Origin of the sequence: Indolivaga capnocytophagoides DSM 22835 (assembly GCF_000426485.1) — a bacterium.
GTDB lineage: Bacteria > Bacteroidota > Bacteroidia > Bacteroidales > Dysgonomonadaceae > Dysgonomonas_A > Dysgonomonas_A capnocytophagoides.
Genome location: NZ_AUFL01000021.1, coordinates 1 through 25399 on the forward strand (window position 1 = coordinate 1; position 25399 = coordinate 25399).

A 25399-nucleotide genomic window follows, 5' to 3' on the forward strand; every position below is an offset into this window, starting at 1 on the left:
TTTTTCATTTTGCCTTGATGCAAAACGAAACAAAAGATCAAGACTGCGTCTCCAACCCGACCCGCTCAGCTCTCGAAAGCTAAGACAAATAAAAATGATTATCGCTGATATCTATTTGTCTTTTAACGCTTTCTTCATGCAGCGGATACCCCGGGCTTCCACCGAGGTCGAAAACCTGACGGACGAGGGGGCACAGACCCTTTTGTAGGCTGCCGCAAGCAATCTCTGATTGCGCGTAGTAAATAGCATAATTTAAAAGAACATTTTTCAACGACTGATTTGCATAAATATAAGAATGGTTACTGATTATTTTTTATTGATAGCTATTCATTGACTTTGTTACTTTTGTAACCTTTTAAGTAAATTATGACAAAAGATATAGACGAATTATACTACGAGGCTGTAGATCTCCTAAAAAGAATGATAAGTATTCAATCTTTCAGCAGGGAAGAAAAAGACGTTGCTGATATGATAGAATCATACATCGGATCAAAAGGGTATAAACCGGAACGTACAGGAAATAATATATGGATAAAATCGCCCGGATTTTCAGATCAAAAGCCGACAATCCTTCTTAATTCACACATAGATACGGTGAAACCTGTATCGGCATGGTCAAAAGAACCTTTTGATCCTGTGATAGAAGACAATAAGTTATTCGGATTGGGGAGTAACGACGCCGGAGCAAGCGTTGTGAGCCTGATGCATGCTTTTTTCTGGCTGACTGATAAACTACAGGATTATAATCTGATATTTTTGGCTTCGTGCGAAGAAGAAGTCTCCGGAAAAAATGGAATTGAACTGGCTCTTCAATCAATTCCTACCCCTGCTTTTGCCATTGTAGGAGAACCTACCGGAATGAATCCTGCCATCGCCGAGAAAGGCTTAATGGTACTCGATTGCCAATCTCATGGAGAATCGGGTCACGCAGCCCGTAACGAAGGAATAAATGCCATTTACAAGGCAATGAAGGACATTGAATGGTTTCGTACATTTCAGTTTGCCGACAGCAGTGATCTGCTTGGCCCTGTGAAAATGACCGTAACTATGATTAATTCGGGAACACAGCACAATGTTGTACCCGATATCTGCTCATTTGTTGTAGATGTCAGAAGCAACGAGTGCTACAGCAATCAGCAATTATACGAAATCATAGATAAGCATACCGAATGTGATGTAAAACCACGATCATTCAGGCTCAATTCATCGAAAATAGCTTTGGAAAACCCGTTTATACAAAGAGCCATCATTATCGGGTTAGAACCTTACGGATCTCCCACCCTGTCAGATCAGGCTTTAATGAATTTCCCTTCGGTAAAAATGGGTCCGGGAAATTCTGCGCGCTCACATACAGCGGATGAATACATTGTTCTTGATGAAATAAGGGAAGCTATTGAGTATTATACTAAACTTTTGGATGGTTTAATTATATGAACAGGTCAGACTAACAACCTCTAAAACAAATACAATGTACTTATGCAAAGGGATATAATACAAACATTAAACATTTTTTTCAACAAAACAGAGAAGTTGCTTCAATCTGAGAAGTATTCTAAAATATGCTTATATGCTTTTATAATAGTATTCTTTATACTAATCTTTATTTTAAATAGATTGTATCCCCTCTTTGCTGATGACTGGTCATACTCTTTTGTATATGGCGGAAATGAGAGAGTAAAAAATATCAAAGATATTTTCATATCTCAATATAGGCATTATTTCATGTGGGGAGGAAGAACCATTGTTCACCTGATTGCTCAATTCTTGCTTTTTATCCCTCCTTGGATCGCAGATACAATAAATAGCATCGCTTACATTGTTTTCACCTTTGTAATATATAAAATCGTACGAATCGGAGAAACAAAAGAATCTCCTCTACTATTTATTCTCATACAATTACTACTCTGGTTTTTACTTCCGGCATTTGGTGAAGATTTCTTATGGATAACAGGGAGTGCTAACTATCTATGGGGAACCCTTCTCATCTTACTGTTCTTATACCCTTATTGCAAACTGATTTTTAATAAGAACAAGATACAAGATAATAATATACTCAAAGCTATTCTGTTTTTTATATATGGAGGTATAGCCGGATGGACAAATGAGAATACAGTTTTAGCAATGATTATAGGCTGCATATCAATCTTAATATGGATCAAAATCTCAAAACAAAATATTCCATATTGGGCTATAGGGGGAATAATCGGAGCTTTATTCGGATACATATTCATGGTTGCGGCTCCCGGAAATTATATCAGGTACCAAATAATACTTTCTGTTGGCTGGAATCTTAATCCTGGCTCAGGCTCTTGGGATAAAATACTTGTACTAGTACAATTATTCTTCGAAAAGATATTTCCTATCTTATGTATTTTCGTTCTCTTATTTATAACATACACTACATTCAATAATTCAACTAAACAAAAACGCCAGATTTTTACATCGTTGCTATTTCTTATTTTGGGACTTATTGCTTTTAGTGCAATGAGTTTTTCGCCTGTATTTCCAACCAGAGTATGGATCGGTATTATTGTTTTCATGATTATTGCCCTATTACGGATAATCGAATTAGAAAACCGACAAATGATACTAGCACAATTTATAATAGCAGCTTGTCTGCTTTGTTATTACCTTGTAACATATACTCAAGCCGTTATAGAATTAAATAAGGTGTCAACGATACTCTCCGAGAGAGAGAAAGTTATCAGTTCAAATCAAAACAAACATGATCTGGAATTAGTTGCCGACAAAAAAATACCTCAGCTCCAATTATTTAAAGAGTTGATAGAAATACCCTCTGATCGTGACAACTGGCTAAATAGAGATTACTGCCGGTTTCATGAGATAAAATCATTTAAGACCAATGAGACAGAGAATCCTTAATCAGCCGATTCTTCCTCTGCTCTTTCGGATTTATGAAGCAGTTTCGATAAGATATCGTCTGTATGATGGACATTTACCAGAGGTACAGTTTCCACGACAGCAAACGAAGGATCGAGATCGAGCATCTGAGTATCTGATGTACTCAGCCTTTTCACCAGATTATACAGAGCCAGTATTATCTGCTGTCCGGCACTCAATTCGATATTACGGAATATACGATCAACCACATAGAAAGCAAAATCACCTCTTGCTCCATGCATCGAAGGATAACGCGATGCAAGATCCACCAGATTTTCTTTCTCCATATTATAACAGATCAGCCTCACATAACGGTCGGCGTGTATCCCCACTTTAAAACCTATACGGAGGTCGATACGAAATACTTTTCCGGGAATAAAAGTCTTGACATCATACTCAAATTCATACGGACTATCGGAACGTCTTATTCGAACAAACCAATATGTATCGGCTCGTTTCGGAAATTTGTTGAATAGCGAATAAGTTATCTTACTCTCCAAGGCATTCTTATTGTTAGCACTGGTAATGTAAACAAGGTTTGTCGCACTCTTCGGAATGGATGAATCATCGCTTATTTCATTGATCCGGTTCAGGTATGAGTCATTTATCTGATCGTAAGTTGTATAATGCCTTTTGATACGCCGCCCGTTAAACCAAGAATACATCATGAAGAATATCAATCCGGCGATCAATATCGAAGCAAAACCTCCATGGGCAAACTTCTGCATATTAGCCACAAAGAAACTGAACTCCATAATAAAGAAGAATACCGATACGGGAATACTAAACCACAATGGCTTCCTCGTTTCCCTGAAATACAGGAAGAGCAGCAAAGTAGTCATCAACATACTGAGCGTGATAGCCAAACCGTAAGCAGCTTCTAATCGTGACGAGGATTCAAACATAAGGATAATGATAATACATAAGATCATCATTGTGAAGTTTACAGAGGGGATATACATCTGCCCTTTTATATTGGTCGGGTATTTTATCTTTACATTAGGCCATAAGTTCAAAGAGATAGCCTCACTGATAACTGTATAAGAGCCGCTTATCAATGCCTGACTGGCAACTATAGATGCTGCTGTAGCCATTAATACCCCGATAAAGCTGAACCACGAAGGCATCATGGCAAAAAACGGATTGATACCATGTTGCACAATGGACGGATTATCGATAATCCACGCAGCCTGCCCCAGATAATTGACAATAAGCATCGATTTTACAAAGATCCATGATATCCGTATATTTTTCAGTCCGCAATGCCCTAAATCGGAATACAAAGCCTCCGCGCCTGTTGTACAAAGAAATACAGCGCCGAGGATAAACATCGTATGAGGAGCATGTACCAAAAACTTAATAGCATAAACAGGATTAAACGCCTTGAATACGGTAAGTTCATGAACCAGATGACTTGCACCCACTATTCCCATCATGATAAACCATGCAAGCATCATCGTTCCAAAATACTTTCCGAGCGAACCTGTACCCAATGGCTGTATAAGGAATAATCCGATAACAATAATCAGTGTAGCAGGAACAATAGGAATTTCGGGTACTATATTATTCAACCCTTCCATAGAAGTAATCACAGTCATGGCAGGAGTGATAATACCATCTGCAAGCAATGTTGCAGCACCTAATGCGGCTATAATATATGCCCAACGGAATTTTTGCCTGATAAGTGCATATAACGCCAAAATACCACCTTCGCCGTTATTATCGGCTCTAAGGGTCAATATTACATACTTAAGCGTAGTCTGGATAGTCAAAGTCCATATCACACATGATACGGCTCCGATTATGTAATCGGGTCTCGATAACTGATTATCGGGCAACGCCTCAAGTATAGATTTCATCACATAGAGCGGCGATGTACCAATGTCTCCATACACTACCCCGATAGCCATAATAATCCCTATCGGACCAAATGGAACTCTATGCTTCTTATTTGTTCCCATACATGCTGAATAAAAGCAAATATTTAATAATCATCCACAAATGCAGTATATTGTTCTGCTCTCTTAACTTCTATAATTAATTCGAAAGAGTCTATGCCCTCGAAATCCGGTCAAAATTAGTCCTTTTTTATGAGGATAATACACTTCTTGTATTAAAAAGCCGGGATAGCTGATTTATACATTATCGAAACTCATTCAAAGCAGAGCATATGCGTATCACTTCTTCGTTTTTCAACGATATATGTAAAGGCAGGCTAATTATCTGATCCGCTATCTTTTCCGAAACGGGATATGATAAACTGTTCCACTCTTTGTATGCCTCCTGCTTATGTGGCGGCAACGGATAATGTATTTCCGTACGGATACCTTTATCCGACAAATATTGCTGCAACCGATCTCTTTCATGACACCGTACCACAAAAAGATGAAAAGCGTGTTGTTCAATTTGTTCAACCCGTGGTAAAGCTATTAATTCATTCTGAATATTTCGGAGATAAAAGGATGCTATATTTTGTCTCGCTTGCACCTCTTTATCCAGATATTTCAACTTAACAGCTAATACAGCCGCTTGTATTTCATCCAACCTTGAGTTTTCACCTTTATACTTATTTATATATTTGGATGTCGTTCCATAATTTGCCAATGCTCTGACAATAGCAGCCAACTCCGAATCATCGGTTGTTACAGCACCCGCATCACCCAAAGCTCCGAGATTCTTAGTGGGATAAAAACTGAAAGCCGTTGCATCACATAAGCTACCGACTTTCTGCTCATGATAAGCTGCTCCATGAGCCTGAGCCGCATCGTCTATCAACTTCAGGTTGTGCTTTCTGGCAATCTCTTTCAACTCATTCATTGGGGATACCAACCCATACAGATGAACAGCAAGGATAGCTTTTGTTCTAGAGGTAACCTTATCCCCTATCTTCTCGGGATCGATATTATAGGTATTTATGTCCGGCTCTACCAAAACTGGAACTAAACCACTGCTGCTTACAGCCAATATGGAAGCAATATATGTATTAGCGGGAACGAGAACCTCATCCCCATCTTTCAAAACACCTAATTCTTTATATGATTTCAGGATCAAAGAAATAGCGTCCAACCCATTTCCTACTCCAATACAATTTGCAGTACCACAATACTGAGCATAAGCCCTCTCGAAAGATTTGACCTGATCTCCTAAAATGTACCATCCCGAACGAACAACACTCAATACAGCCTCCTCAATCTCCGATTGATAGGGCATATTGGTTTCTTTCAAATCTAAGAATGGTATCATTGTATATTCGTTTATTTATTTATCTGGGCCAATTTACTCTTTTTATATCCATAAAGAAAATAAATAATCAAACCTATGGCAAGCCATATCAGGAACATATACCAGTTTGACCATCCGAGTTCAGTCATCAGATACAGATTGATAAGTATCCCGATTGTAGGCAATAGCGAAAAGCGGAATTTATAGGCAGCAAAAGACATGCACAGCCAGGTAGCCCAAAATATAATAAGTAAAGGTTTTTCGGAGATAATCTCTTTATAATCGAGTTTAGTAATAAAAAGCACAGCTGTTATAAGGAATAAAACACCGACAATGTATTTTCCGTTGATATACGGAACCTTAAATTTCGCTTTCTTACTATATCCCTTATAATCAAGATAAAGTATTCCGGAACAAACCAAAATAAAAGCAAAGAAAGTACCGACACTCGTCAGGTCGACAACAAACTGCATATCAAGAAACAACGAAGGAACACAAACTATAATGCCAGCAATAAGAGTTGCGAAGGTTGGCGTTTTGTATTTAGGGTGAATTTTTCCAAAGCGAGGCCAAAGCAGTCCATCCCTGCTCATAGTCATCCAGATGCGGGGCTGTCCTATCTGAAATACCAATATAGCACTGGTTATGGCAATAACAGCACTGACAGAAACAATACCGGCTATAAAATCCATATCCACTTTCTGGAAGACATATGCCAGAGGATCATCTACACCCAATTCTTTATAATTGACCATACCGGTCAACACAAGAGTGATCGCTATATATAATACCGTACAAATACCAAGGCAATAAAGCATGGCACGGGGCATATCCCGTTGCGGGTTTTTACATTCTTCGGCTGTTGTAGATATAGAATCGAATCCTATAAAAGAAAAGAATACAGCGGCAACACCTCCCAGAATACCCTGAGCTCCATTAGGAGCAAAAGGCGACCAGTTTTCGGGTCTTACAAAGAAACATCCTGCTCCTATCACCAATAGTATGATACCTATTTTAAGGAAGACCAGAAGATTATTTACGAAACGGGATTCTTTGATTCCGACAAATACCAAAGCACTCAACACAGCTATTACTGCCCCGGCCGGAACATTTACCAATACTTTCATCCCCATAAACTCAGGTGCTGTACGGTAAGTTTCGGCAGCCTGCAAAATATTGGCAGGTAAATGAGATTCTCCTGACATTACTTTCTGAAAAGCCTCATAAGCCGACAGATAACCGATAGATAAATAATGCGGCCAATGAACACCGAATCCTTCCAGCATAGTTGTAAAATAGCCAGACCACGAAATAGCTATCACCATATTCGAAACAGCATATTCGAGAATAAGAGCCCATCCTATAGCCCATGCAAACACTTCTCCCAATGTCGCATAAGTGTATGTATAAGCACTTCCACTAGTGGATATCATTGAGGCAAACTGAGCATAACAAAGGGCTGTGAATATACAAGCCACGGCCACAAACACAAATAAGAGTGATACTGCAGGCCCTCCGTTAAAAGCGGCTCGTCCGATAGTACTGAATATTCCCGCACCTATAATAGCGGCAATACCAAACAAGGTAAGGTCTTTTACTCCTAAAACTCTTTTCAATCCATAGTCTGTGACTTCATCGCCATGACCACCTTTACTAATATCTTTTCTCCTAAACAGCGATTTCGCTTTCATCTATATGCTTTATTGTTCTTCAGGAACACATTCTACCGCCATTCCTAATTTCTAATAATTGAATCTCCTTACAGTTCAAGGATTTGCAAAAGTAAGTTTTTTTGTTTTTAAATCAGCATCAATTAGCGAAAGAAAGCATTGAAGGTCTCAGTACCTATTTACCCGATAACACCTGATACCCGATTCGGCAATAAAGGCATTTTCGTTTCTCGCAATACTCCCGTTTCAACTGAATGACAGCCTGTGTATCGTATGCACTCCTGCTAATAAGTCCATAACCAGCAAATTGCTTCACGATGGAGTTCGATTCGGGTTTTATTGTTTCAAGGAAGCCAATAGCCCTCTCTATATATGATTCGTCATTGATACGCCTGCCATAAGAGAAGACCAAGGGAACAACTGCATTTATAATCATCACATCCAATGAAGAATCTCCTATGTATTTGTGTTTTTTGGAAGACTCTTCTCCAAACAGATAATGTGTCTGCCAATATTCAGAAGCATTGACATGAAACAGCAAACGTATCTGACCAACATCTTTTGCGGATAGTACTTTAGCGCAAACTCCCTGTATATTTTGTAATAACACGGCTAATTGAGCCAACCTTAAGACCGGAGAGCTTGTAGGACGCACTCTTAAATTTCGAAAAATATCCCTGTTTAAAGGGATCAAAGAATACTTGTTCTTTAGGAAATCGTATTCCTGTTTCAATTTCCTCGTATAATCATCCATGCAGGACAAGTCTTGTAATAATCCTGCCTGACCGAATAATAATGCTTCAATCTGTAAAAGGCTATCGGACTGTTTCAGTATATATTTAAGTGGCAGGCTCAATGCCAGCCGTTCAAAAGCTTCCGAGTTAAGCCCGAATCCCATCGAGCGGGACAACACCACATAAAATACGTCTGCCCACGATCCGTCTAACCGCTCAAACAACAACGATATATCATTACATTTACGCTCCAATCGTTCCAATAAAAGAGAATTGAGCCACGAAGCTGTATGCAATGAGGGAATATCTCGTAAATAATTGCAACAAGGAATAGCAACATCGGCACTCAACAAAAAATCGATATTTTCAAGTATATGACTCGGATATTTAATCTCACACTGTGGAATAATTCTGCCCGTCTGGTCCGTCACTTCACAAGTAATATTTTGGACAATATGCAGAATCACAGAATTATAAACTACATCTTTATCGTGTCCGTGCCGAAACCAGTCATCCGAAGATTTATGTATCTCTACATTTCCTGCCCAAACTTCACCTTTGACTTTTATCTTTGCATTGAAAAAATCAGGTCCCTGATGGGTATTATGCTGACCGGTATCAAGCACTTCAAATGAGACTCCGTCAGTCATTTCCAAATGTTTCTGAAAGAGTTTGTGCTTCCACACATAGTGCAGTATTTGTTCCATAATGTCGAGTGTTGCGTTGTTTTATTGCTCCTAAGGTACAAAAAATGGCAGAACTCAAAAATATTTGAAGTATTTTTACGTTACAGATAAGATAGTCAAGTAACAAGCCTATCATCGTTATAACAACATATATATGATATACAGAAAGCTAACCACTCCCGAAATCGAAAAACTACAAAATCAGGCTTGCACTGCCTGTAATTGGGAAACAGTTTCCGTCCATGAAAATTTCACTCCCGATTATATTCATCAGGTAAATTTTTCGGGGGATATCCGGATCGGTTACTTCGAATCCGATTTTGTATTCCCTGGAGGAATCAAGAGACATTCGGGTCTAAGAAATGTAAGCTTACACAATTGCTCATTGGGAAATAATGTACTCATAGAAAATGTACAAAACTATATAGCCAACTACCGTATCGGAGACAATACCATTATACAGAATCTGGAACTAATGTATGTAGAAGGGAAATCCTCATTCGGTAACGGAGTACAGGCTTCGGTTCTGAATGAAACAGGAGGACGTGAAGTCGGCATCAATGACAAATTGAGTGCTCACTTCGCTTATATACAATCATTTTACCGCCATCGTCCAATTCTTGTTCAGAAAATGCAGGAAATCGTACAACGATATACGGATGAAGTAAGTTCTGAAACCGGAACAATAGGTAACAATGTAAAGATTGTAAATACAGGTACAATCAAAAATGTTAAAATCGGAGACAATGCCGTTATTGAAGGAGCTCGCATTCTCGAAAACGGCAGTATAAACAGCAATGCTTTTGACCCCATACATATTGGATACAATGTGATGGCGAAAGATTTCATTATCTCTTCCGGTTCTCGTGTTGAAGACGGAACTATGCTAGCCAGATGTTTTATAGGACAATCCTGTGAACTGGGGCATACTTATTCGGCCAGTGACTCGTTATTCTTCAGTAATTGCCAAGGTGAGAACGGCGAAGCTTGCGCTATATTTGCGGGGCCTTATACGGTCACTCATCACAAATCGACTTTGCTGATTTCAGGAATGTATTCTTTTATGAATGCGGGATCGGGCTCAAATCAAAGTAACCACATGTATAAACTGGGTCCTATACACCAAGGAGTAATGGAACGAGGTGGCAAAACCACCAGTGATTCATACATCCTGTGGCCGGCCCGAATAGGAGCATTCTCACTGGTAATGGGTCGTCACTACCGTAATTCGGACACATCAAAAATGCCTTTCTCATACCTGATCGAAAGTAATGACGAAACGGTACTTGTTCCGGGCATTAACCTGAGAAGTGTAGGAACTATACGTGATGCGCAGAAATTTCCCAAAAGAGATAAACGTAAAGATCCCGATAAGCTGGATCATCTTAACTTTAACCTGCTCAGCCCATATACAGTACAAAAAATGTTTCAAGGAATAGATGTCCTGAAGGGTCTACAGGAAACTTGCGGTGAAAGTTCCGATGCTTATACTTACCAAAGCTGCCGTATTAACGGTTCTTCTTTAAAAAGAGGTATTAAGTTTTATAATATTGCCATTACTAAATTTCTGGGGAATTCTATTATCTCCCGCTTAAAGGACTGCCCATGCCGGAATAATGAAGAAATAAGAGAGGCTCTCAATCCGAAGACGACAGACGGATTATTCCAATGGAGGGATTTGGCCGGACTTCTTGCACCAAGTACTAAAATAGATGATCTGATTGATGATATAGAAGCCGGAAAACTGAACACATTGGAAGATGTAAATCAAGTATTTGCAGGTCTGCATGCTAACTATTACGAACTGGAATGGACATGGGCATGGGATAAAATACAACAGTATTTTGAACTCAGTCTAGAGACTATTACGGCAAAAGATATCATAGAGATTGTCGAAAAGTGGAAGGAAGCTGTCGTTTCGCTCGATAATATGATATACGACGACGCGAGAAAAGAATTCTCTTTACCGACACGTATCAGCTTCGGATTGGACGGAAACAAAAGAGACCAGAAAATCGATTTCGAACGTGTACGTGGTGTATTCGAGAAGAATGCTTTTGTAGAAGCTGTACTCGAACACATTAAAGTAAAAACCCAATTAGGAAACGATACAATCGAAAGGTTAAAACAAGCTATATAGGTCTATTTTTTGCTCTATTGTATCATATGTTACAGTTATTAACCATCAAATGATATATTTTTGTTTCATAAATTGATAAAAACTATAAGGTTATGGAACAATTACATGCTCACGAAGTTTTACATATGATGGAAGGCAATAGCTATAACGAAGAATCATTAGCCCAAGCCATCAAAGACCGTTTCGGTGAAGATCAGCGTTTTTATGCTTGTTCTGCGGAAGATATGGATATACCTATGTTAATCGAGTTCCTGAAAATGAAAGGAAAATTTATGCCGTCTCAGGAAGATGGTTTTACCGTAGATATCAGTAAAGTTTGTAATCATTAAGGTCTCAGACCTATTTATTACTTTAGTAGGTAAAACAACCAAAGACTGTTATAAACCAAAAGTAAATAATTAAATACTTTTAGTCACTTAAAAAGAAACGGAAGCTATAAAAGATATAGTTTCCGTTTCTTTTTATATCGGTAATTGGTTTTTATCAGCCCACTTTACTTCCGGGTGTTATTAATGCCGATGGCTGTATCAATGATAAGCTTCCGTCTGCATTTTCGGCAGATAAAAGCATACCGCATGATTCTATTCCTCTTAATTTACGAGGTTCGAGATTTGCGATGAAACATACCTGACGTCCAACCAATTCTTCCGGTTTATACCATTGAGCAATACCCGAAATAATGGTACGCTTAGAAATACCATCATCAATAAGGAATTGCAATAACTTATCGGCTTTAGGCACTTTTATGCACTCCAATATCGTTCCGACACGAATATCTATTTTTTCGAATTCAGGGAACTGTATAGACGGTTTAATCGGAGCGGCTTTGTATTCCGAAGCCTCATTGGCTTTTTTCGTATCAAGTAATTTTTGCACTTGTTTCTCGATGGTTTCATCTTCGATTTTGGCAAACAACAGATCCGCCTGATTCAATTGATGCCCAACCGAAAGTATATCTACCTGTCCTAACTGAGTCCATGCTAAATCTGTTACATTCAGCATCTGTTTTAGTTTTGCAGTACTGAACGGAAGGAACGGCTCAAAAGCAATCGCCAGATTAGCAGCTATCTGCAACGAGATATTCAAAATAGTCTCGGTACGTGGCATATCTGTTTTGGCTGTTTTCCAAGGTTCTGTATCTGCAAGATACTTGTTTCCGATACGAGCCAGATTCATCGCCTCTTTCAGAGCATCACGGAAACGGTATGTATCAAGGTATTTTTCAACTTCACCTTTTACATCTTTAAATTCTGCCAGAGTATCTCTATCATAATCTGTCAATTCGTGGCAAGCAGGAACTTTTCCATCGAAATATTTATGAGTAAGCACCATCGCCCTGTTAACGAAGTTGCCAAAGATGGCAACCAATTCGTTGTTGTTTCGAGCCTGAAAGTCTTTCCATGTAAAGTCGTTGTCTTTTGTTTCGGGAGCATTGGCTGTCAGCACATAGCGTAAGACATCCTGTTGTCCGGGAAAATCTTCTAGATATTCGTGTAACCATACCGCCCAATTACGGGAAGTAGAAATTTTATCTCCTTCGAGATTCAGGAATTCATTTGCAGGAACATTTTCGGGCAGAATATAGGATCCTTCGGCCTTCAGCATGGCAGGAAATACAATACAGTGGAATACAATATTATCTTTTCCGATAAAATGAAGGAGTTTTGTATCCTCATGCTTCCACCATTTCTCCCAACTATCGGGTAACAACTCTTTTGTATTGGAGATGTAACCGATAGGTGCGTCAAACCAAACATAAAGAACCTTACCTTCGGCTCCCGGCAGCGGTATTGGCACACCCCAATCGAGGTCACGGCTTACAGCACGGGGCTGCAACCCCATATCCAACCACGATTTGCATTGACCATACACGTTGGTTTTCCACTCTTTATGGTCTTCCAATATCCATTGCCTCAACCAGCTTTCGTGCTTATCAAGAGGTAAATACCAGTGTTTAGTTTCTCTCATCACCGGAGTTTTACCTGATATCGTTGATCTTGGATTTTTCAAATCGGTAGGGCTTAGTGATGTTCCGCACGATTCGCACTGGTCTCCATAAGCATTTGGATTACCACAGTGGGGACATTCTCCCATAATATAGCGGTCGGCGAGGAACATTTTAGCTTCCTCATCGTAATACTGCTCGCTTGTTTTTTCTTCGAACTCTCCCTTATTATATAATTCGAGAAAGAAATCCGATGCTGTCTTTTTATGTATTTCAGAACTGGTACGTGAATATATATCGAACGTGATACCAAATTCTTCAAATGATTTCTTGATTATGCCATGGTATTTATCCACAATATCCTGAGGTGTAACACCTTCTTTTTTTGCCCTGATAGTTATGGGCACACCATGTTCGTCGGAACCTCCGATAAATAATACTTCTTCGCCCTTAAGACGTAAATATCTGACATAAATATCTGCAGGAATATATACTCCTGCCAAGTGACCTATATGCACAGGTCCATTAGCATAAGGAAGTGCAGATGTGACCAGCGTTCTGTTAAATTTCTTACTCATAATCAAGATCGTATAGAGGAAGGCAGTTACTTAACCGCCTTTACTTTTTTCAAAAGAGGTACAAATATACTAAGTTATAAGAAATAATAATGAATAATAAGTATTTAATGACTCTGTTTAGCAACCCAACAGCGATACTTATATTATTTTTATCTATAAAGTGAGTTCTTTGAATAGCCGGGATTTAATGAGAAAATTTGAAAATGTGCCAGTAAGGAGACAATAGAAAGTGTGCATTTTTGTTGTAACCTTCGTAACCTTTTAGTCCTTAACCTTTTTAAGTCAACCATTTTAGGATATAAACAAAGGAGATTCAACATGATGTTTTCGTGCAACTTTTGTTTACTTTTGTAGTAATAAAAAACCAATTAAGGTCTCGGACCTACTAACGTAATATTATATTATGTCAAAAGAAATTTTAAAACTGAAACCCGAAAATGTTTGGAAACATTTTTATGAGTTAACACAAATACCTCGTCCCACAGGACATACAAAGGCTGTTGAAAAATATGTTGTAGACTTTGCAAAAGGATTAAATCTGGATGTAAAGCAAGATAAAGTCGGCAACGTTTTAATTACCAAACCGGCTTCGAAAGGAATGGAGAATGCTCCGACTGTGATTCTTCAATCACATTTGGATATGGTTCCGCAAAAAAACTCGGATGTTCAACATGACTTTTTGAAAGACCCGATCGAAACCGTAATCGACGGAAACATCGTAAAAGCCAAGTCAACCACTCTAGGAGCAGATAACGGTATCGGAGCTGCTGCGATATTAGCGGTGATGGAAGACGACAGCCTTGTTCACGGCAAAATAGAAGGTCTTTTCACCATAGACGAAGAAGAAGGCATGGTAGGAGCATTCGGGCTCGAGCCGGGATTCCTTACCGGAAGCATTCTCCTCAATCTGGATACAGAAGAAGAAGGTGAATTATGTATCGGCTGCGCAGGCGGTATAGACGAAAATGTATCGTGGCAGTATAAAGACGTAGAAGCTCCGGCTGGTGATGTTGCCGTAAAAGTAAGCCTGAAAGGATTGAAAGGCGGTCACTCCGGTGGTGAAATACATTTAGGCAGAGCTAATGCCAATAAGTTGATGTTCCGTTTTCTGAAAGAAGCTGTACGCTCATTGGATGCCCGTTTGGCATCGGTAGAGGGAGGTTCGCTGCGTAATGCCATTCCTCGTGAAGCATTTGCAGTATTAACCGTCCTTCCAGAAAACGCAGATGCTTTGATGGATTTAGTTGATGACTACAACGACTTATACTGCGAAGAGTTTGCAGAGATAGAAACAAACCTGACACTGAAAGCAGAAAAAGTAGATTTACCTAAAACTGTACTTCCTGAAGAAATACAGGACGATGTAATCAATGCAGTTGTCGCTTGCCCTAACGGGGTTATCAGTATGCTCCAATCATTTCCCGGTATAGTGGAATCTTCGACCAACATTGCATCCGTAAAATCGGGAGAAGGCAAAGTCGAAATCAAATTCCTGACACGCAGTTCGTCGGAATCTAAAAAAGAGGCTTTAGATTCTATGATCGAAAGTGTATTCTCTTTGGCAGATGCTAAAGTGGAAGCCGTAAACGGATATCCGGGATGGCAGCCGAATGCACATTCGAAAGTATTGGAAGTAATGAAATCGCTATTCGTTTCTCAATTCGGAAGAGAACCTCAGGTACAGGTTGTACATGCCGGTCTCGAATGCGGTATCATATTAGGCAGTACTCCGGGCTTAGACATTGTTTCGTTCGGTCCTACTATTATGAATCCTCACTCTCCGGATGAATTTGTAGAAATCGATACAGTTGAACGTTTCTATCATTATCTGACAGCTATCTTGTCGGAATTGAAATAAGAGATTATATATGCCAAAGACAGCTTTATTTCTGGCAATATCAATTATCTACCTGATCATTATATCAGCGGCTATCTTTCCTTATTACAACAGTAAAGGGGATATGGGTAGCTTTCTGCTGATTATCGCAGGTAATGTGATAGCCATAGTTGCCTTGGCATATATTTTCAGAAAACAACAAAGCGGGAAGAAATAAAACTTCTTCCCGCTTTTGTATTGTATAAGATTACTCAAGCTTACTTTAAGAAATCGTCAAAGTAACGAGTGATATGTTCATGTAAGTGAACACGGTCTTTACCTATCATATTATGCCCATGTCCGGGGTATACGAAAAAGTCGGGATGAGTTCCGCTCTTAATTGCCGATTTAAGGAATTGCAAGCTGTGCTGCATAACTACCGTCGGATCTTCATCGCCATGTATAATCATCAGACGGCCTTTAAGATCTCCCGCCCTATCGACCATGCTTGAACCGGCATAACCTTCGGGATTTTCTTTAGGTGAGTCCATATAACGTTCGCCATACATTATTTCATAGTATTTCCAGTCTGTTACAGGACCTCCGGCAACACCCACTTTGAATGTCTCAGGATGGCGGAGCATCAGATTCAATGTCATAAACCCGCCGAAGCTCCAGCCATGCACACCAATACGGTCAGCGTCTACATAAGGCAATGATTTGAGATAATCTACACCGGTCATTTGATCTTCGGTCTCCACCACACCCAGATGACGGTGAGTAATATTCTCGAAGTCTATTCCCCTGTTAGAAGTACCTCTGTTATCCAACGTAAAGACAACATAACCTTTTTCAGCCATGTATATATCCCACCCTCTGGCTTGTGCCATCCATGAGTTGTCTACCAGCTGAGAATGAGGTCCTCCATACACATAGATGATGGTTGGGTATTTCTTATCAGGATCGAAGTTCAACGGTTTTATAAGCCTGTAATATAAGCTTGTTTTTCCATCGTTTGCTTTTAACTCTCCCAGTGAGATTTCGGGTAAGGTTATACCTTTATAAGGGTCTTTAGCCGAGAATATGTTATAAGTCTTAGCAGTTTTTGTATCTGTAATATCAGCTTTGCCTGCATTATATTGAGAAGTATAACGGTCGATAATGTATTTGCCCGATTCACTCAATAAACCTGAATGCACACCTTCTTCTTTTGACAGACGAACTTTCTTGCCGTTTTTTAGATTCAACTGATAGATATGACGTTCGAGCGGAGTCGCTTCGGTAGATACATAATAAAGATTTGCACCAGCTGCATCAAAGCCTAAAACTTCGGTAACATCCCAAGTCCCGGTGGTTAACTGCTTTTTCACCTTGCCGTTTATATCATACAGATATAGGTGATTGTATCCATCTCGTTTGCTCTGCCAGATAAAACTGTTCGGATCATTCTTCAAGAACAAAACAGGATGCTCCGGTTCTACATACTTCGGGTGAGTTTCTACGAACAGAGTAGCATCAAGTTTTCCCGAATTAGCATCATATCTGGCAACTTTACAAGTATCTTGCCCCCTGTTTAGTTCAGCAAGGTAGATGTACTTATCATCGGGACTCCATGCAATATTTGTCAGGTATTTTTCTTTAGGAGTACCTGTTTTCAGGAAAACAGTCTGTTGTGTCGAACGGTTAAATATACCGATAGTCACTTGATGACTTTTCATCCCTGCCATCGGGTATTTTATGTCTTTCAATTCGGCAACCCGTGCAGATATATCGACTAGAGGATAATCGGTTACCATAGTTTCGTCCATTCTGTAAAAAGCAAGCAGATTTCCCGATGGAGACCAGAATGTGCCTTTTGTTATCCCGAATTCGTTCCGGTGAACCGATTGCCCATTTACAATGCCTTTATCCGAGTCGGATGTTATAGCTGTTTCTTTCGAGTCGGAATCTAAGATGTAAAGATTATTGTCTTTGGTATAAGCAAAAGCCCTACCCTCTTTAGTGAAATCGAAATTCGAGGTTTCTTTCGGAAAAGTATAAGTGACTTCAACCTTATTTTCTTTGAAATTATACAAATAAGTATCACTGCCATTGGTAAGCATTACGACAGATTGATCTGCATAAGGAAAACCGACAAAACGGAACGACTTCAACTTTTCTTTTCCCTCTGCCGTAAGGCTTTGGTTGATCAGCTCTTTTGTGGTGATTACCTGAACAGCTTTTTTATCTATAACAGGAATAGAAACAATAGAATCGCCTTTTACCTGAACCGGCGAGTCATTCCACCACTGCAGTTGAGAAGGAAATTGCACTCTGTACTTTGAAAACGTACTTCCTCCGGGAATAAGATCTTCGAGAGAAAGCGGAACCAGACTATTTTGTGCCATTGCTGAAAATGAAGATGATAAAATGACAGTAAAAAGAAAACTTTTAAACAATCTCATATAATTACACGTTTTTTTATAAACAAAGATACACTTTATAGCTCACAGCCAATGTTTATTCGTCATATTTAAACGACATTAGCTTAAGACGATTGTTAAAAAGATGAAAAATATGCAATAATTAATTAAGATAAATTCCTATCTTTGTAGATTGAAAATAATAAAACAAGTATTATCCGCCTTTTAGGCATAATATTTGTACTTTTAAGGTCTCAGACCTATTTGTTGACTTTGCAAGTATGACAACAAGAGCAGGTTATTGCTTTAGAATATGTCATTAAATACTTTATGTTGCTTACTAGTCTCTGTAATAATATTAATATAGAAAGGTTATGTCGCTCCTGAATCTAAGGTCTTTACTTATTATCAGTACCTTTATCCTCTTATTCGCATCTTGCGGAAAAAAGGATAACACCAATTTTAAAGTTCAGGGAAAACTTGAAAACCTGACAGTCTCGAATCTATATGCCGTTAGGGAAGTATCAGGTGACTCTGTTATTATCGACACAATCGAGGTAAATAAAAGAGGTGAATTTACTTATAAAGGGATCGTGAACGAGCCAACTTTGGTCAACTTATATTGCGGAGACGACAAAGCTCAGATCACATTCTTTTTAGAACCCGGATATGATCTTAACCTGAAAGCAGACGCTTCGGATTTTGGTTTGGCTGAACTGAAAGGGGGAAAGGTTAATGACGACCTAATGGCTTTTAAAACAGAAAACCTCAATCTACTTCAGACTCGATGTCGTATTCTGAGCAAACACCAAAATATGGATCCTGCCGAACTAAAGAATATAAACTTTCAGCTTGCCAGATGTGTTCGTGAATATGTGGAAAAGAACCCCGGAAAAATAGCCAGTGTAGTTTTAATGAATGACTATTCGGTCAACAATATATCACCGGAACTATTAGGAAATGATATAAACTCGTTGAAAGGAGATGCTGCCAATTTTTACCTCACAACATCTTTAAAGAACTATTATGACAGGGTACGAATATCTGCTGTAGGCTCTGTAGCTCCGGACTTCACGTTGATAAGTTCGAAAGGTAAAGATGTAAGCCTGAAAGATTTTAGAGGAAAAGATGTTTTACTGATCTTCGATATAAAAGAAGCTCCGTTGAACATCAAGTACTTTGACGAATTGAAAGAGACTCAGAAAAAGTTAAAAGACAAAGTTAGCTTTCTGGCAATAGTTATTGATGTTGAAGGGAAATCGCCGGATTCTCAAACCGTAGAGATAGCCAATTCTCTAGACTGGACTGTTTTACTTGACGGCAGAAAATGGAGTTCCAAAGTAGTAAAGAAATACAATGTAACATCTGCACCCTATATGATTTTGGTATCGGCAGACGGAATCATTCTTGAAAGGGATGTAAACATAACTTCCCTACTGTCAAGATACGAAAACAAGGATAAAAAAGACGAAAAAGCAGTAGATAAGACTCGCTAAAGTCCTATATTTCCTTTATATTTGTCTCTGAACAACATTTATTCTACGCAAACATGCTGGTAAAAGTATTCGGAGCTGCCGTACAAGGGATTGACGCCACACTAATTACGATAGAAGTTAATTGCTCAAAAGGCATAAAATTTATGCTGGTTGGGTTACCTGATGCATCTGTAAAAGAGAGTCACGAACGTATCATATCTGCATTACAGGTAAATGGCTACAAGTTTCCACGACAACAAGTCATCATAAACATGTCCCCGGCTGACATCAAGAAAGAAGGTTCTTCTTATGACCTGCCTTTAGCAATCGGCATAATGGCAGCTTCAGATAGCTTGGAATCTGATGACCTTGAAAATTATATGTTAATGGGTGAATTATCTTTAGACGGAACAATCCTTCCTGTAAAAGGAGTTCTGCCAATCGCTATAAAAGCCAGGGAATTAGGATTTAAGGGATTAATAGTTCCCTTGAAAAATGCCAAAGAGGCTGCCGTCGTTAACAATCTGAATGTATATGGTGTCGAAAAATTGACAGAAGTAGTAGACTTCTTTAACGGAAAAGGATCTCTTCAAAGAACGGAGATCAATACACGGGAAGAATTTTTGAAGAAACAATTCGATTTTGAATTTGATTTTTCAGATGTAAAAGGACAGGAAAATGTCAAAAGGGCAATAGAAGTTGCTGCTGCCGGTGGTCATAATATCATAATGATAGGACCTCCCGGAGCAGGGAAATCAATGATGGCAAAACGTATACCGACCATATTACCTCCCTTTTCTTTACAGGAAGCCCTCGAAACAACAAAAATACACAGTGTTGCAGGTCGGATGAACACTGACACCTCATTAATGTCGGTACGTCCATTCAGATCTCCACACCACACTATATCAGATGTGGCAATGGTTGGAGGAGGTGTTTACCCTCAACCCGGAGAGATCAGTCTGGCCCACAACGGAGTTCTTTTTCTGGATGAACTGCCCGAATTTAACAAAAGTGTACTCGAAGTATTAAGACAACCACTCGAAGACCGTAATATCTGTATATCACGGGCAAAATTCTCGGTTGAATATCCGGCAAGTTTTATGCTGATATCATCTATGAACCCTTGTCCATGCGGATACTACAACCACCCCGAAAAACCATGTGTTTGTTCACAAGGGATGGTGCAGAAGTACCTGAACAAGATATCAGGGCCATTACTCGATCGAATTGATATTCAGATAGAGATAGTACCGGTTCCCTTTGATAAAATATCAAGTGCCGGGACATCCGAGAACAGCGAGTCTATACGTAAACGAGTCATTAAAGCCAGAGAAATACAAGCAGAAAGATTTAAAGATGAAGAAAAGACGCATTGTAATGCCCAGATGACCTCTAAGCTGATGCGCAAGTATGCAACTCCTGACGAAACAGGGCTTTCGCTTCTGAAACAAGCAATGGATATGTTTAATTTGTCGGCCAGAGCTTACGACCGCATACTCAAGGTATCTCGTACGATAGCGGATCTGGACGGATCTCCGGATATTAAATCCAACCATCTGGCTGAAGCTATTAACTATAGAAATCTCGATCGCGAAAACTGGGCGAATAAATAGGTTCTTGAAAAGCTTTTAATTATATTTGTCAACATTATATATTAATGAGGGAGATGTTATTACTTGTTTGCAAGGTGAGAATCGTGTATATGAGTGATTATATCTCTTTGTTTATTAATACAGTAAAATAGATTTATGAAATTTACAGACTTAAGTAATTCCATCTTTGATAGAGTAATTGAGGATTATCACAAAACAGATGATGTAGATACAGCATTATCTAATCCTTTCGAGCTAAAAACTATAGAATACTATCTATACCTTAAAAACTGGATTGACACCGTACAATGGCATCTGGAAGATATCATTCGTGATCCGAATATAGATCCTGTGAAAGCTTTATGTATTAAAAGAAGAATCGACAAATCGAATCAGGACAGGACAGATTTGGTAGAATTAATCGACAGCTATTTTCTTGATAAGTACAAAGATGTCAAACCAAGTCCTAATGCTAAAATAAACACAGAGAGTCCGGCTTGGGCTATAGACCGCCTGTCTATCCTCGCCCTTAAGATTTATCACATGCATCAGGAAGCTACTCGTGAAGATGCTGATGCTTCACATAAAGAACAATGCCAGAACAAGTTGAACATTCTTCTGGAACAACGAAAAGACTTATCCTCGGCTATAAGCGATTTATTGGAAGATATAGGAGCCGGAAGAAAATACATGAAGGTTTATAAACAAATGAAAATGTATAATGATCCTGACTTAAATCCTGTTCTATACGAGAAAAAGAAGTAGTTTTTTCAACCTTTGTCTAACTTGAAAATCGGCCAAAAAAAATACACGAAAACAAACAACAACAATGGCTAGAATTTTAATAACCAGGTTATCTTCATTTGGAGACGTGGCTATGTTAGTACCTGTAGTATTCTCTGTGGCAGCTCGCTATCCACAGGATCGCTTCATTGTACTGACCAGAAAGTCGTTTGCTCCACTGTTTGAAAACCTGGGATTCAATATTAACGCTGTAACATTTGATCCGTCTAAACGTCATAAGGGATTATTGGGTACATTCAAGCTTTTGATCAGTGTGATCAAATACAATTATTCACATGTAGCAGATGTGCATGATGTGCTTCGTACCAAGCTGATAAGAGGCTGTATGTCTATGCTCTTTAAGAAAACGGCACACATAGAAAAGGGCAGAAGCGAAAAGAAGCAGATGATTACATCGAAAGAACTATATCCGCCTCTGAAGCCAACTTACGAAAGATACATGGAGGTTTTCGATAAAATCGGATTTCCATCAGAAATGGTTTTCAAAAACTTCTTTGAGTTTAAAGAAAGATCGTTATATCCCCTCCGGGCAATAGTCACAGAGAAAGACTGTACCTGGATTGGAATTGCTCCATTCGCAAAACATGCTGAAAAAGTATATCCTCTAGATAAAATGGAGAATGTCGTAAAGAGTTTAAACGAAAAATCGCCTATAAAAATATTCTTATTCGGATCGGGAACTCAAGAACGAGAAATCCTTGATAGCTGGGAAAACAAATACGAGAATGTAATATGTGCTTCGGGTAAAATAAACCTGATTAATGAGCTATTGCTTATCTCTTATCTGGATATAATGATCTCTATGGATTCTGCAAACATGCACCTTGCCTCGTTGGTAGAAACTCCGGTTGTTTCTATTTGGGGAGCCACACACCCAAGCTTAGGCTTCTATGGATTTAAGCAGGATATAAAAAATGCCATTCAAACAGAATTGGAATGCCGTCCTTGCTCTGTCTTTGGCGATAAACCATGTTTCAGAAATGATCTTGCCTGTCTGAATGAGATACCGGAAAACGAAGTTTTGAAAAGAGTCATGAATGTTTTACATGAACATGGCTTGAATGAGATAGAACAATGAAAATAGTAATATTATCACCTTTCTACCCTTACAGAGGAGGGATGGCTCAATTCAGCGGCCGATTGTATGAAGAGTTAAAGATTGATCATGAAGTGCAAGCCTTTAACTTTTCCATGCTTTATCCGTCCTTTCTCTTTCCGGGAAAAACACAATATATAACTGAAGGTGATTCCGCTCAGATCATACATTCCGAAAGAGCACTCAACAGCATCAACCCGTTATCTTATTATAAGACAGCTTCGCAGATAAACCGCTTTAAACCGGATATACTGATTGTTCCATACTGGATGTCTTTTCTGTCTCCGGCTCTGGGCAGCGTTTGCCGTCTTATCAACAAAAAGACTAAAATTATAGGATTGATTCACAATGCAATACCTCATGAAAAGCGTTTCTTTGATAAACCATTAGCAAAATATTTCTTTTCTGCATGCGATGGATTTATTGCTCTAAGCGATCCGGTTAGAGACGATCTGAAGGCTATTATCCAGAACAAACCGATACTTGTAAGCCCTCATCCGATATATGACCACTACAGCCTTAAGACAAGCAAAAATGAAGCAGCTTTAAAACTTGGAACGGATAGGACCAAAAAGACACTCTTGTTTTTCGGTTTGATCCGAGAATATAAAGGCTTGGATATCCTGCTGAAAGCAATGAATCTGTTAAATGATCAATATCAGCTTATCATTGCAGGCGAATGCTATGGAGACTTCAAAAAGTATCAGGACATTATAGATACCCTGCACAATAAGACCAACATCAAAGTACTTGAAGAGTATATTCCGGATGAAATGGTTTCGACCTTATTTTCAGCATCAGACATACTTGTTCTCCCCTACAGAGATGCAACACAAAGCGGTGTAGTAGCTGTCGCTTACCAGATGGAAACACCTCTTATCGCAACGAATGTAGGAGCATTAGGAGAGACAGTCAGAAAAGGATCTACAGGTATGGTTGTAAACAATGCGACACCAGAGGAATTAGCAAATTCAATCGTTCAATATTTCGAAAAAGAGGCTGCTAATAAAGCAATATATACAAAGAATATAATCCTCGAAAAACAAAGACTCTCATGGAAGTCCTTCTCTAAATCAATTCTCGAATTTTACTCCTCAATATAAAACAGACTATTTGATAAGATTGATGAACTCCTCACGGGTTTTTGCCTGATTAAATGCTCCGGTAAAGTCCGAAGTCGTAGTAGTTGAATTTTGTTTCTGTACCCCACGCATTTGCATACACATATGCTGAGCTTCTATCACCACCATTACCCCCAAAGGATTCAGGGTTTCCTGAAGACAATCTTTTATTTGCGTAGTTAATCTTTCCTGCACCTGTAAACGTCTCGAAAATATATCAACAATACGCGGTATTTTGCTTAATCCGGTTATATATCCATTAGGAATATATGCGACATGTGCTTTACCCCAAAAAGGCAGCATATGATGTTCGCAGAGTGAATAGAAGTCTATATCTTTCACTATAACCATTTGTTTATAATCTTCTTTGAAAAGAGCCTTACGAAGCACCTCCTGAGGGTCTTCAGTATATCCGCTTGTAAGAAACTGCATGGCCTTGGCTACACGCTCCGGAGTATCCAATAAACCTTCTCTGCTTACATCTTCTCCCAACAGGCTGATAATACCCTTATAGTTTTCTGCTAATATCGATGTCTTCTGATCTTTGCTATCTGTTGACGGCATTTCTTTTTCTTATAATTATACCGGATCAGAATATCTGAAACGGCTGTTTATTACACGTTTAAGGACTCAGACTTGCTTAGTCTACGGCTACTTTTATTACATCTTCCACAATTCGCATTTCTCGTCCGAATGAAGGTAATTTATCTTTCATTTCCGACAAAGCCTGCTGAGCTTGTTCATGTGTTTTAAAATTACCGACTCTCACTCTCCATACCGGAGATGCATATGATATAGTCGCATCCATATTAGGATATGCAGATTGCACAGCATCCTTACGATACTGAGCTTCATTTTTAGAGCGTTTCTGATCACTCCCGCTATATACCTGAATACGATAACCTTTTGCCTTTACAAAAGTTTTGGTAGAGTTATTATCGGAAACTACCGATAACTGAGACTCGACATCAGTCGTTCCCGATGTCGAAGCACTGGTTCTGACTGTAGAACCCACCATGTTTTTTATAGCATCATCCTGATAAATAACAACTTTACCCTGTCCTGCTTTAGTTGTATTCAAATCATCTGTAATAGACTTATTCTGCGCTATAACCGAAAGGCTGCAGCTTAACAATATAAAAAATATGCAAGTAAGTTTATTCATAATTTACTAAGGTCGACAGACCTGTTTTTGCTAAATAATAGATTCTGCT

Annotated in this window: 20 protein-coding genes; 12 read left to right on the forward strand and 8 right to left on the reverse strand. The window is 38.9% G+C overall.

Annotated elements, in window-relative coordinates:
• The 3 genes from K322_RS21085 to K322_RS19310 form a co-directional block, all read left to right on the forward strand.
• A partial coding sequence (locus K322_RS21085; RefSeq protein ID WP_035332000.1) for a hypothetical protein occupies positions 1 to 208 on the forward strand: 208 nt, incomplete at its 5' end.
• 158 nt (positions 209 to 366) lie between these two features.
• Positions 367 to 1434, forward strand: coding sequence for a M20 family metallo-hydrolase (locus tag K322_RS0111935; RefSeq protein WP_026627100.1), 1068 nt, complete (start codon positions 367 to 369; stop codon positions 1432 to 1434).
• A 42-nt stretch (positions 1435 to 1476) separates the two neighbouring features.
• Complete coding sequence (locus K322_RS19310; protein ID WP_051290773.1) at positions 1477 to 2883, forward strand: DUF3329 domain-containing protein; 1407 nt, start codon at positions 1477 to 1479, stop codon at positions 2881 to 2883.
• Here the strand turns inward: K322_RS19310 and K322_RS0111945 are convergent.
• The 4 genes from K322_RS0111945 to K322_RS0111960 form a co-directional block, all read right to left on the reverse strand.
• Positions 2880 to 4862 (reverse strand): KUP/HAK/KT family potassium transporter, encoded by a 1983-nt coding sequence (locus tag K322_RS0111945; RefSeq protein WP_026627101.1) that lies wholly within the window; start codon positions 4860 to 4862, stop codon positions 2880 to 2882. The genes K322_RS19310 and K322_RS0111945 overlap by 4 nt on opposite strands.
• A gap of 181 nt (positions 4863 to 5043) precedes the next feature.
• Complete coding sequence (locus K322_RS0111950; protein ID WP_026627102.1) at positions 5044 to 6144, reverse strand: DegT/DnrJ/EryC1/StrS family aminotransferase; 1101 nt, start codon at positions 6142 to 6144, stop codon at positions 5044 to 5046.
• Positions 6145 to 6155: 11 nt separating this feature from the next.
• The gene (locus K322_RS0111955; protein ID WP_026627103.1) at positions 6156 to 7814 is read right to left on the reverse strand and encodes an APC family permease; all 1659 of its coding nucleotides are present in this window, start codon (positions 7812 to 7814) and stop codon (positions 6156 to 6158) included.
• Positions 7815 to 7968: 154 nt separating this feature from the next.
• A complete protein-coding gene (locus K322_RS0111960; RefSeq protein WP_026627104.1) occupies positions 7969 to 9234 on the reverse strand; it encodes a DUF2851 family protein in 1266 nt (421 codons plus the stop codon).
• Positions 9235 to 9367: 133 nt separating this feature from the next.
• Between K322_RS0111960 and K322_RS0111965 the strand changes: the two genes are divergently transcribed.
• Together K322_RS0111965 and K322_RS0111970 are read left to right on the forward strand one after the other, a co-directional pair.
• Positions 9368 to 11353 (forward strand): DUF4954 family protein, encoded by a 1986-nt coding sequence (locus K322_RS0111965; RefSeq protein ID WP_026627105.1) that lies wholly within the window; start codon positions 9368 to 9370, stop codon positions 11351 to 11353.
• Positions 11354 to 11445: 92 nt separating this feature from the next.
• Positions 11446 to 11682 carry a YecH family metal-binding protein gene (locus K322_RS0111970; protein ID WP_026627106.1) on the forward strand — a complete coding sequence of 79 codons (237 nt, stop codon included), beginning with the start codon at positions 11446 to 11448 and terminating at the stop codon, positions 11680 to 11682.
• A 154-nt stretch (positions 11683 to 11836) separates the two neighbouring features.
• Here the strand turns inward: K322_RS0111970 and metG are convergent, their stop codons facing one another.
• Complete coding sequence (gene metG / locus K322_RS0111975; protein ID WP_026627107.1) at positions 11837 to 13876, reverse strand: methionine--tRNA ligase; 2040 nt, start codon at positions 13874 to 13876, stop codon at positions 11837 to 11839.
• A 403-nt stretch (positions 13877 to 14279) separates the two neighbouring features.
• Here metG and K322_RS0111980 point away from each other — a divergent pair, with 403 nt between their 5' ends.
• Both K322_RS0111980 and K322_RS0111985 read left to right on the forward strand, forming a co-directional pair.
• Positions 14280 to 15734 (forward strand): aminoacyl-histidine dipeptidase, encoded by a 1455-nt coding sequence (locus K322_RS0111980; protein WP_026627108.1) that lies wholly within the window; start codon positions 14280 to 14282, stop codon positions 15732 to 15734.
• A 10-nt stretch (positions 15735 to 15744) separates the two neighbouring features.
• Positions 15745 to 15930 (forward strand): hypothetical protein, encoded by a 186-nt coding sequence (locus K322_RS0111985; protein ID WP_026627109.1) that lies wholly within the window; start codon positions 15745 to 15747, stop codon positions 15928 to 15930.
• 40 nt (positions 15931 to 15970) lie between these two features.
• Here K322_RS0111985 and K322_RS0111990 read toward each other — a convergent pair whose 3' ends face one another.
• Positions 15971 to 18136, reverse strand: coding sequence for a S9 family peptidase (locus K322_RS0111990; protein ID WP_026627110.1), 2166 nt, complete (start codon positions 18134 to 18136; stop codon positions 15971 to 15973).
• A 332-nt stretch (positions 18137 to 18468) separates the two neighbouring features.
• Between K322_RS0111990 and K322_RS0111995 the strand changes: the two genes are divergently transcribed.
• From K322_RS0111995 to K322_RS0112015, 5 genes are all read left to right on the forward strand, one after another.
• Positions 18469 to 19590 carry a DUF4369 domain-containing protein gene (locus K322_RS0111995; protein ID WP_026627111.1) on the forward strand — a complete coding sequence of 374 codons (1122 nt, stop codon included), beginning with the start codon at positions 18469 to 18471 and terminating at the stop codon, positions 19588 to 19590.
• Between the two features lie 53 nt (positions 19591 to 19643).
• On the forward strand, positions 19644 to 21185 hold the full coding sequence (locus K322_RS0112000; RefSeq protein ID WP_026627112.1) for a YifB family Mg chelatase-like AAA ATPase: 1542 nt from the start codon (positions 19644 to 19646) through the stop codon (positions 21183 to 21185).
• A gap of 135 nt (positions 21186 to 21320) precedes the next feature.
• On the forward strand, positions 21321 to 21929 hold the full coding sequence (locus K322_RS0112005; RefSeq protein WP_026627113.1) for a DUF4254 domain-containing protein: 609 nt from the start codon (positions 21321 to 21323) through the stop codon (positions 21927 to 21929).
• Positions 21930 to 21993: 64 nt separating this feature from the next.
• A complete protein-coding gene (locus K322_RS0112010) occupies positions 21994 to 23046 on the forward strand; it encodes a glycosyltransferase family 9 protein (RefSeq protein ID WP_026627114.1) in 1053 nt (350 codons plus the stop codon).
• Entirely contained in the window at positions 23043 to 24167 is a 1125-nt protein-coding gene (locus tag K322_RS0112015; protein ID WP_026627115.1) for a glycosyltransferase, read from the forward strand. The genes K322_RS0112010 and K322_RS0112015 overlap by 4 nt, the downstream gene beginning before the upstream one ends.
• Positions 24168 to 24173: 6 nt before the next feature.
• Here K322_RS0112015 and folE read toward each other — a convergent pair whose 3' ends face one another.
• Both folE and K322_RS0112025 read right to left on the reverse strand, forming a co-directional pair.
• Positions 24174 to 24749: a GTP cyclohydrolase I FolE gene (folE, locus tag K322_RS0112020; RefSeq protein WP_026627116.1), complete on the reverse strand. Its 576-nt coding sequence runs from the start codon at positions 24747 to 24749 to the stop codon at positions 24174 to 24176.
• Between the two features lie 76 nt (positions 24750 to 24825).
• Positions 24826 to 25350 (reverse strand): SPOR domain-containing protein, encoded by a 525-nt coding sequence (locus K322_RS0112025; RefSeq protein WP_026627117.1) that lies wholly within the window; start codon positions 25348 to 25350, stop codon positions 24826 to 24828.
• Positions 25351 to 25399 lie beyond the last annotated feature (49 nt).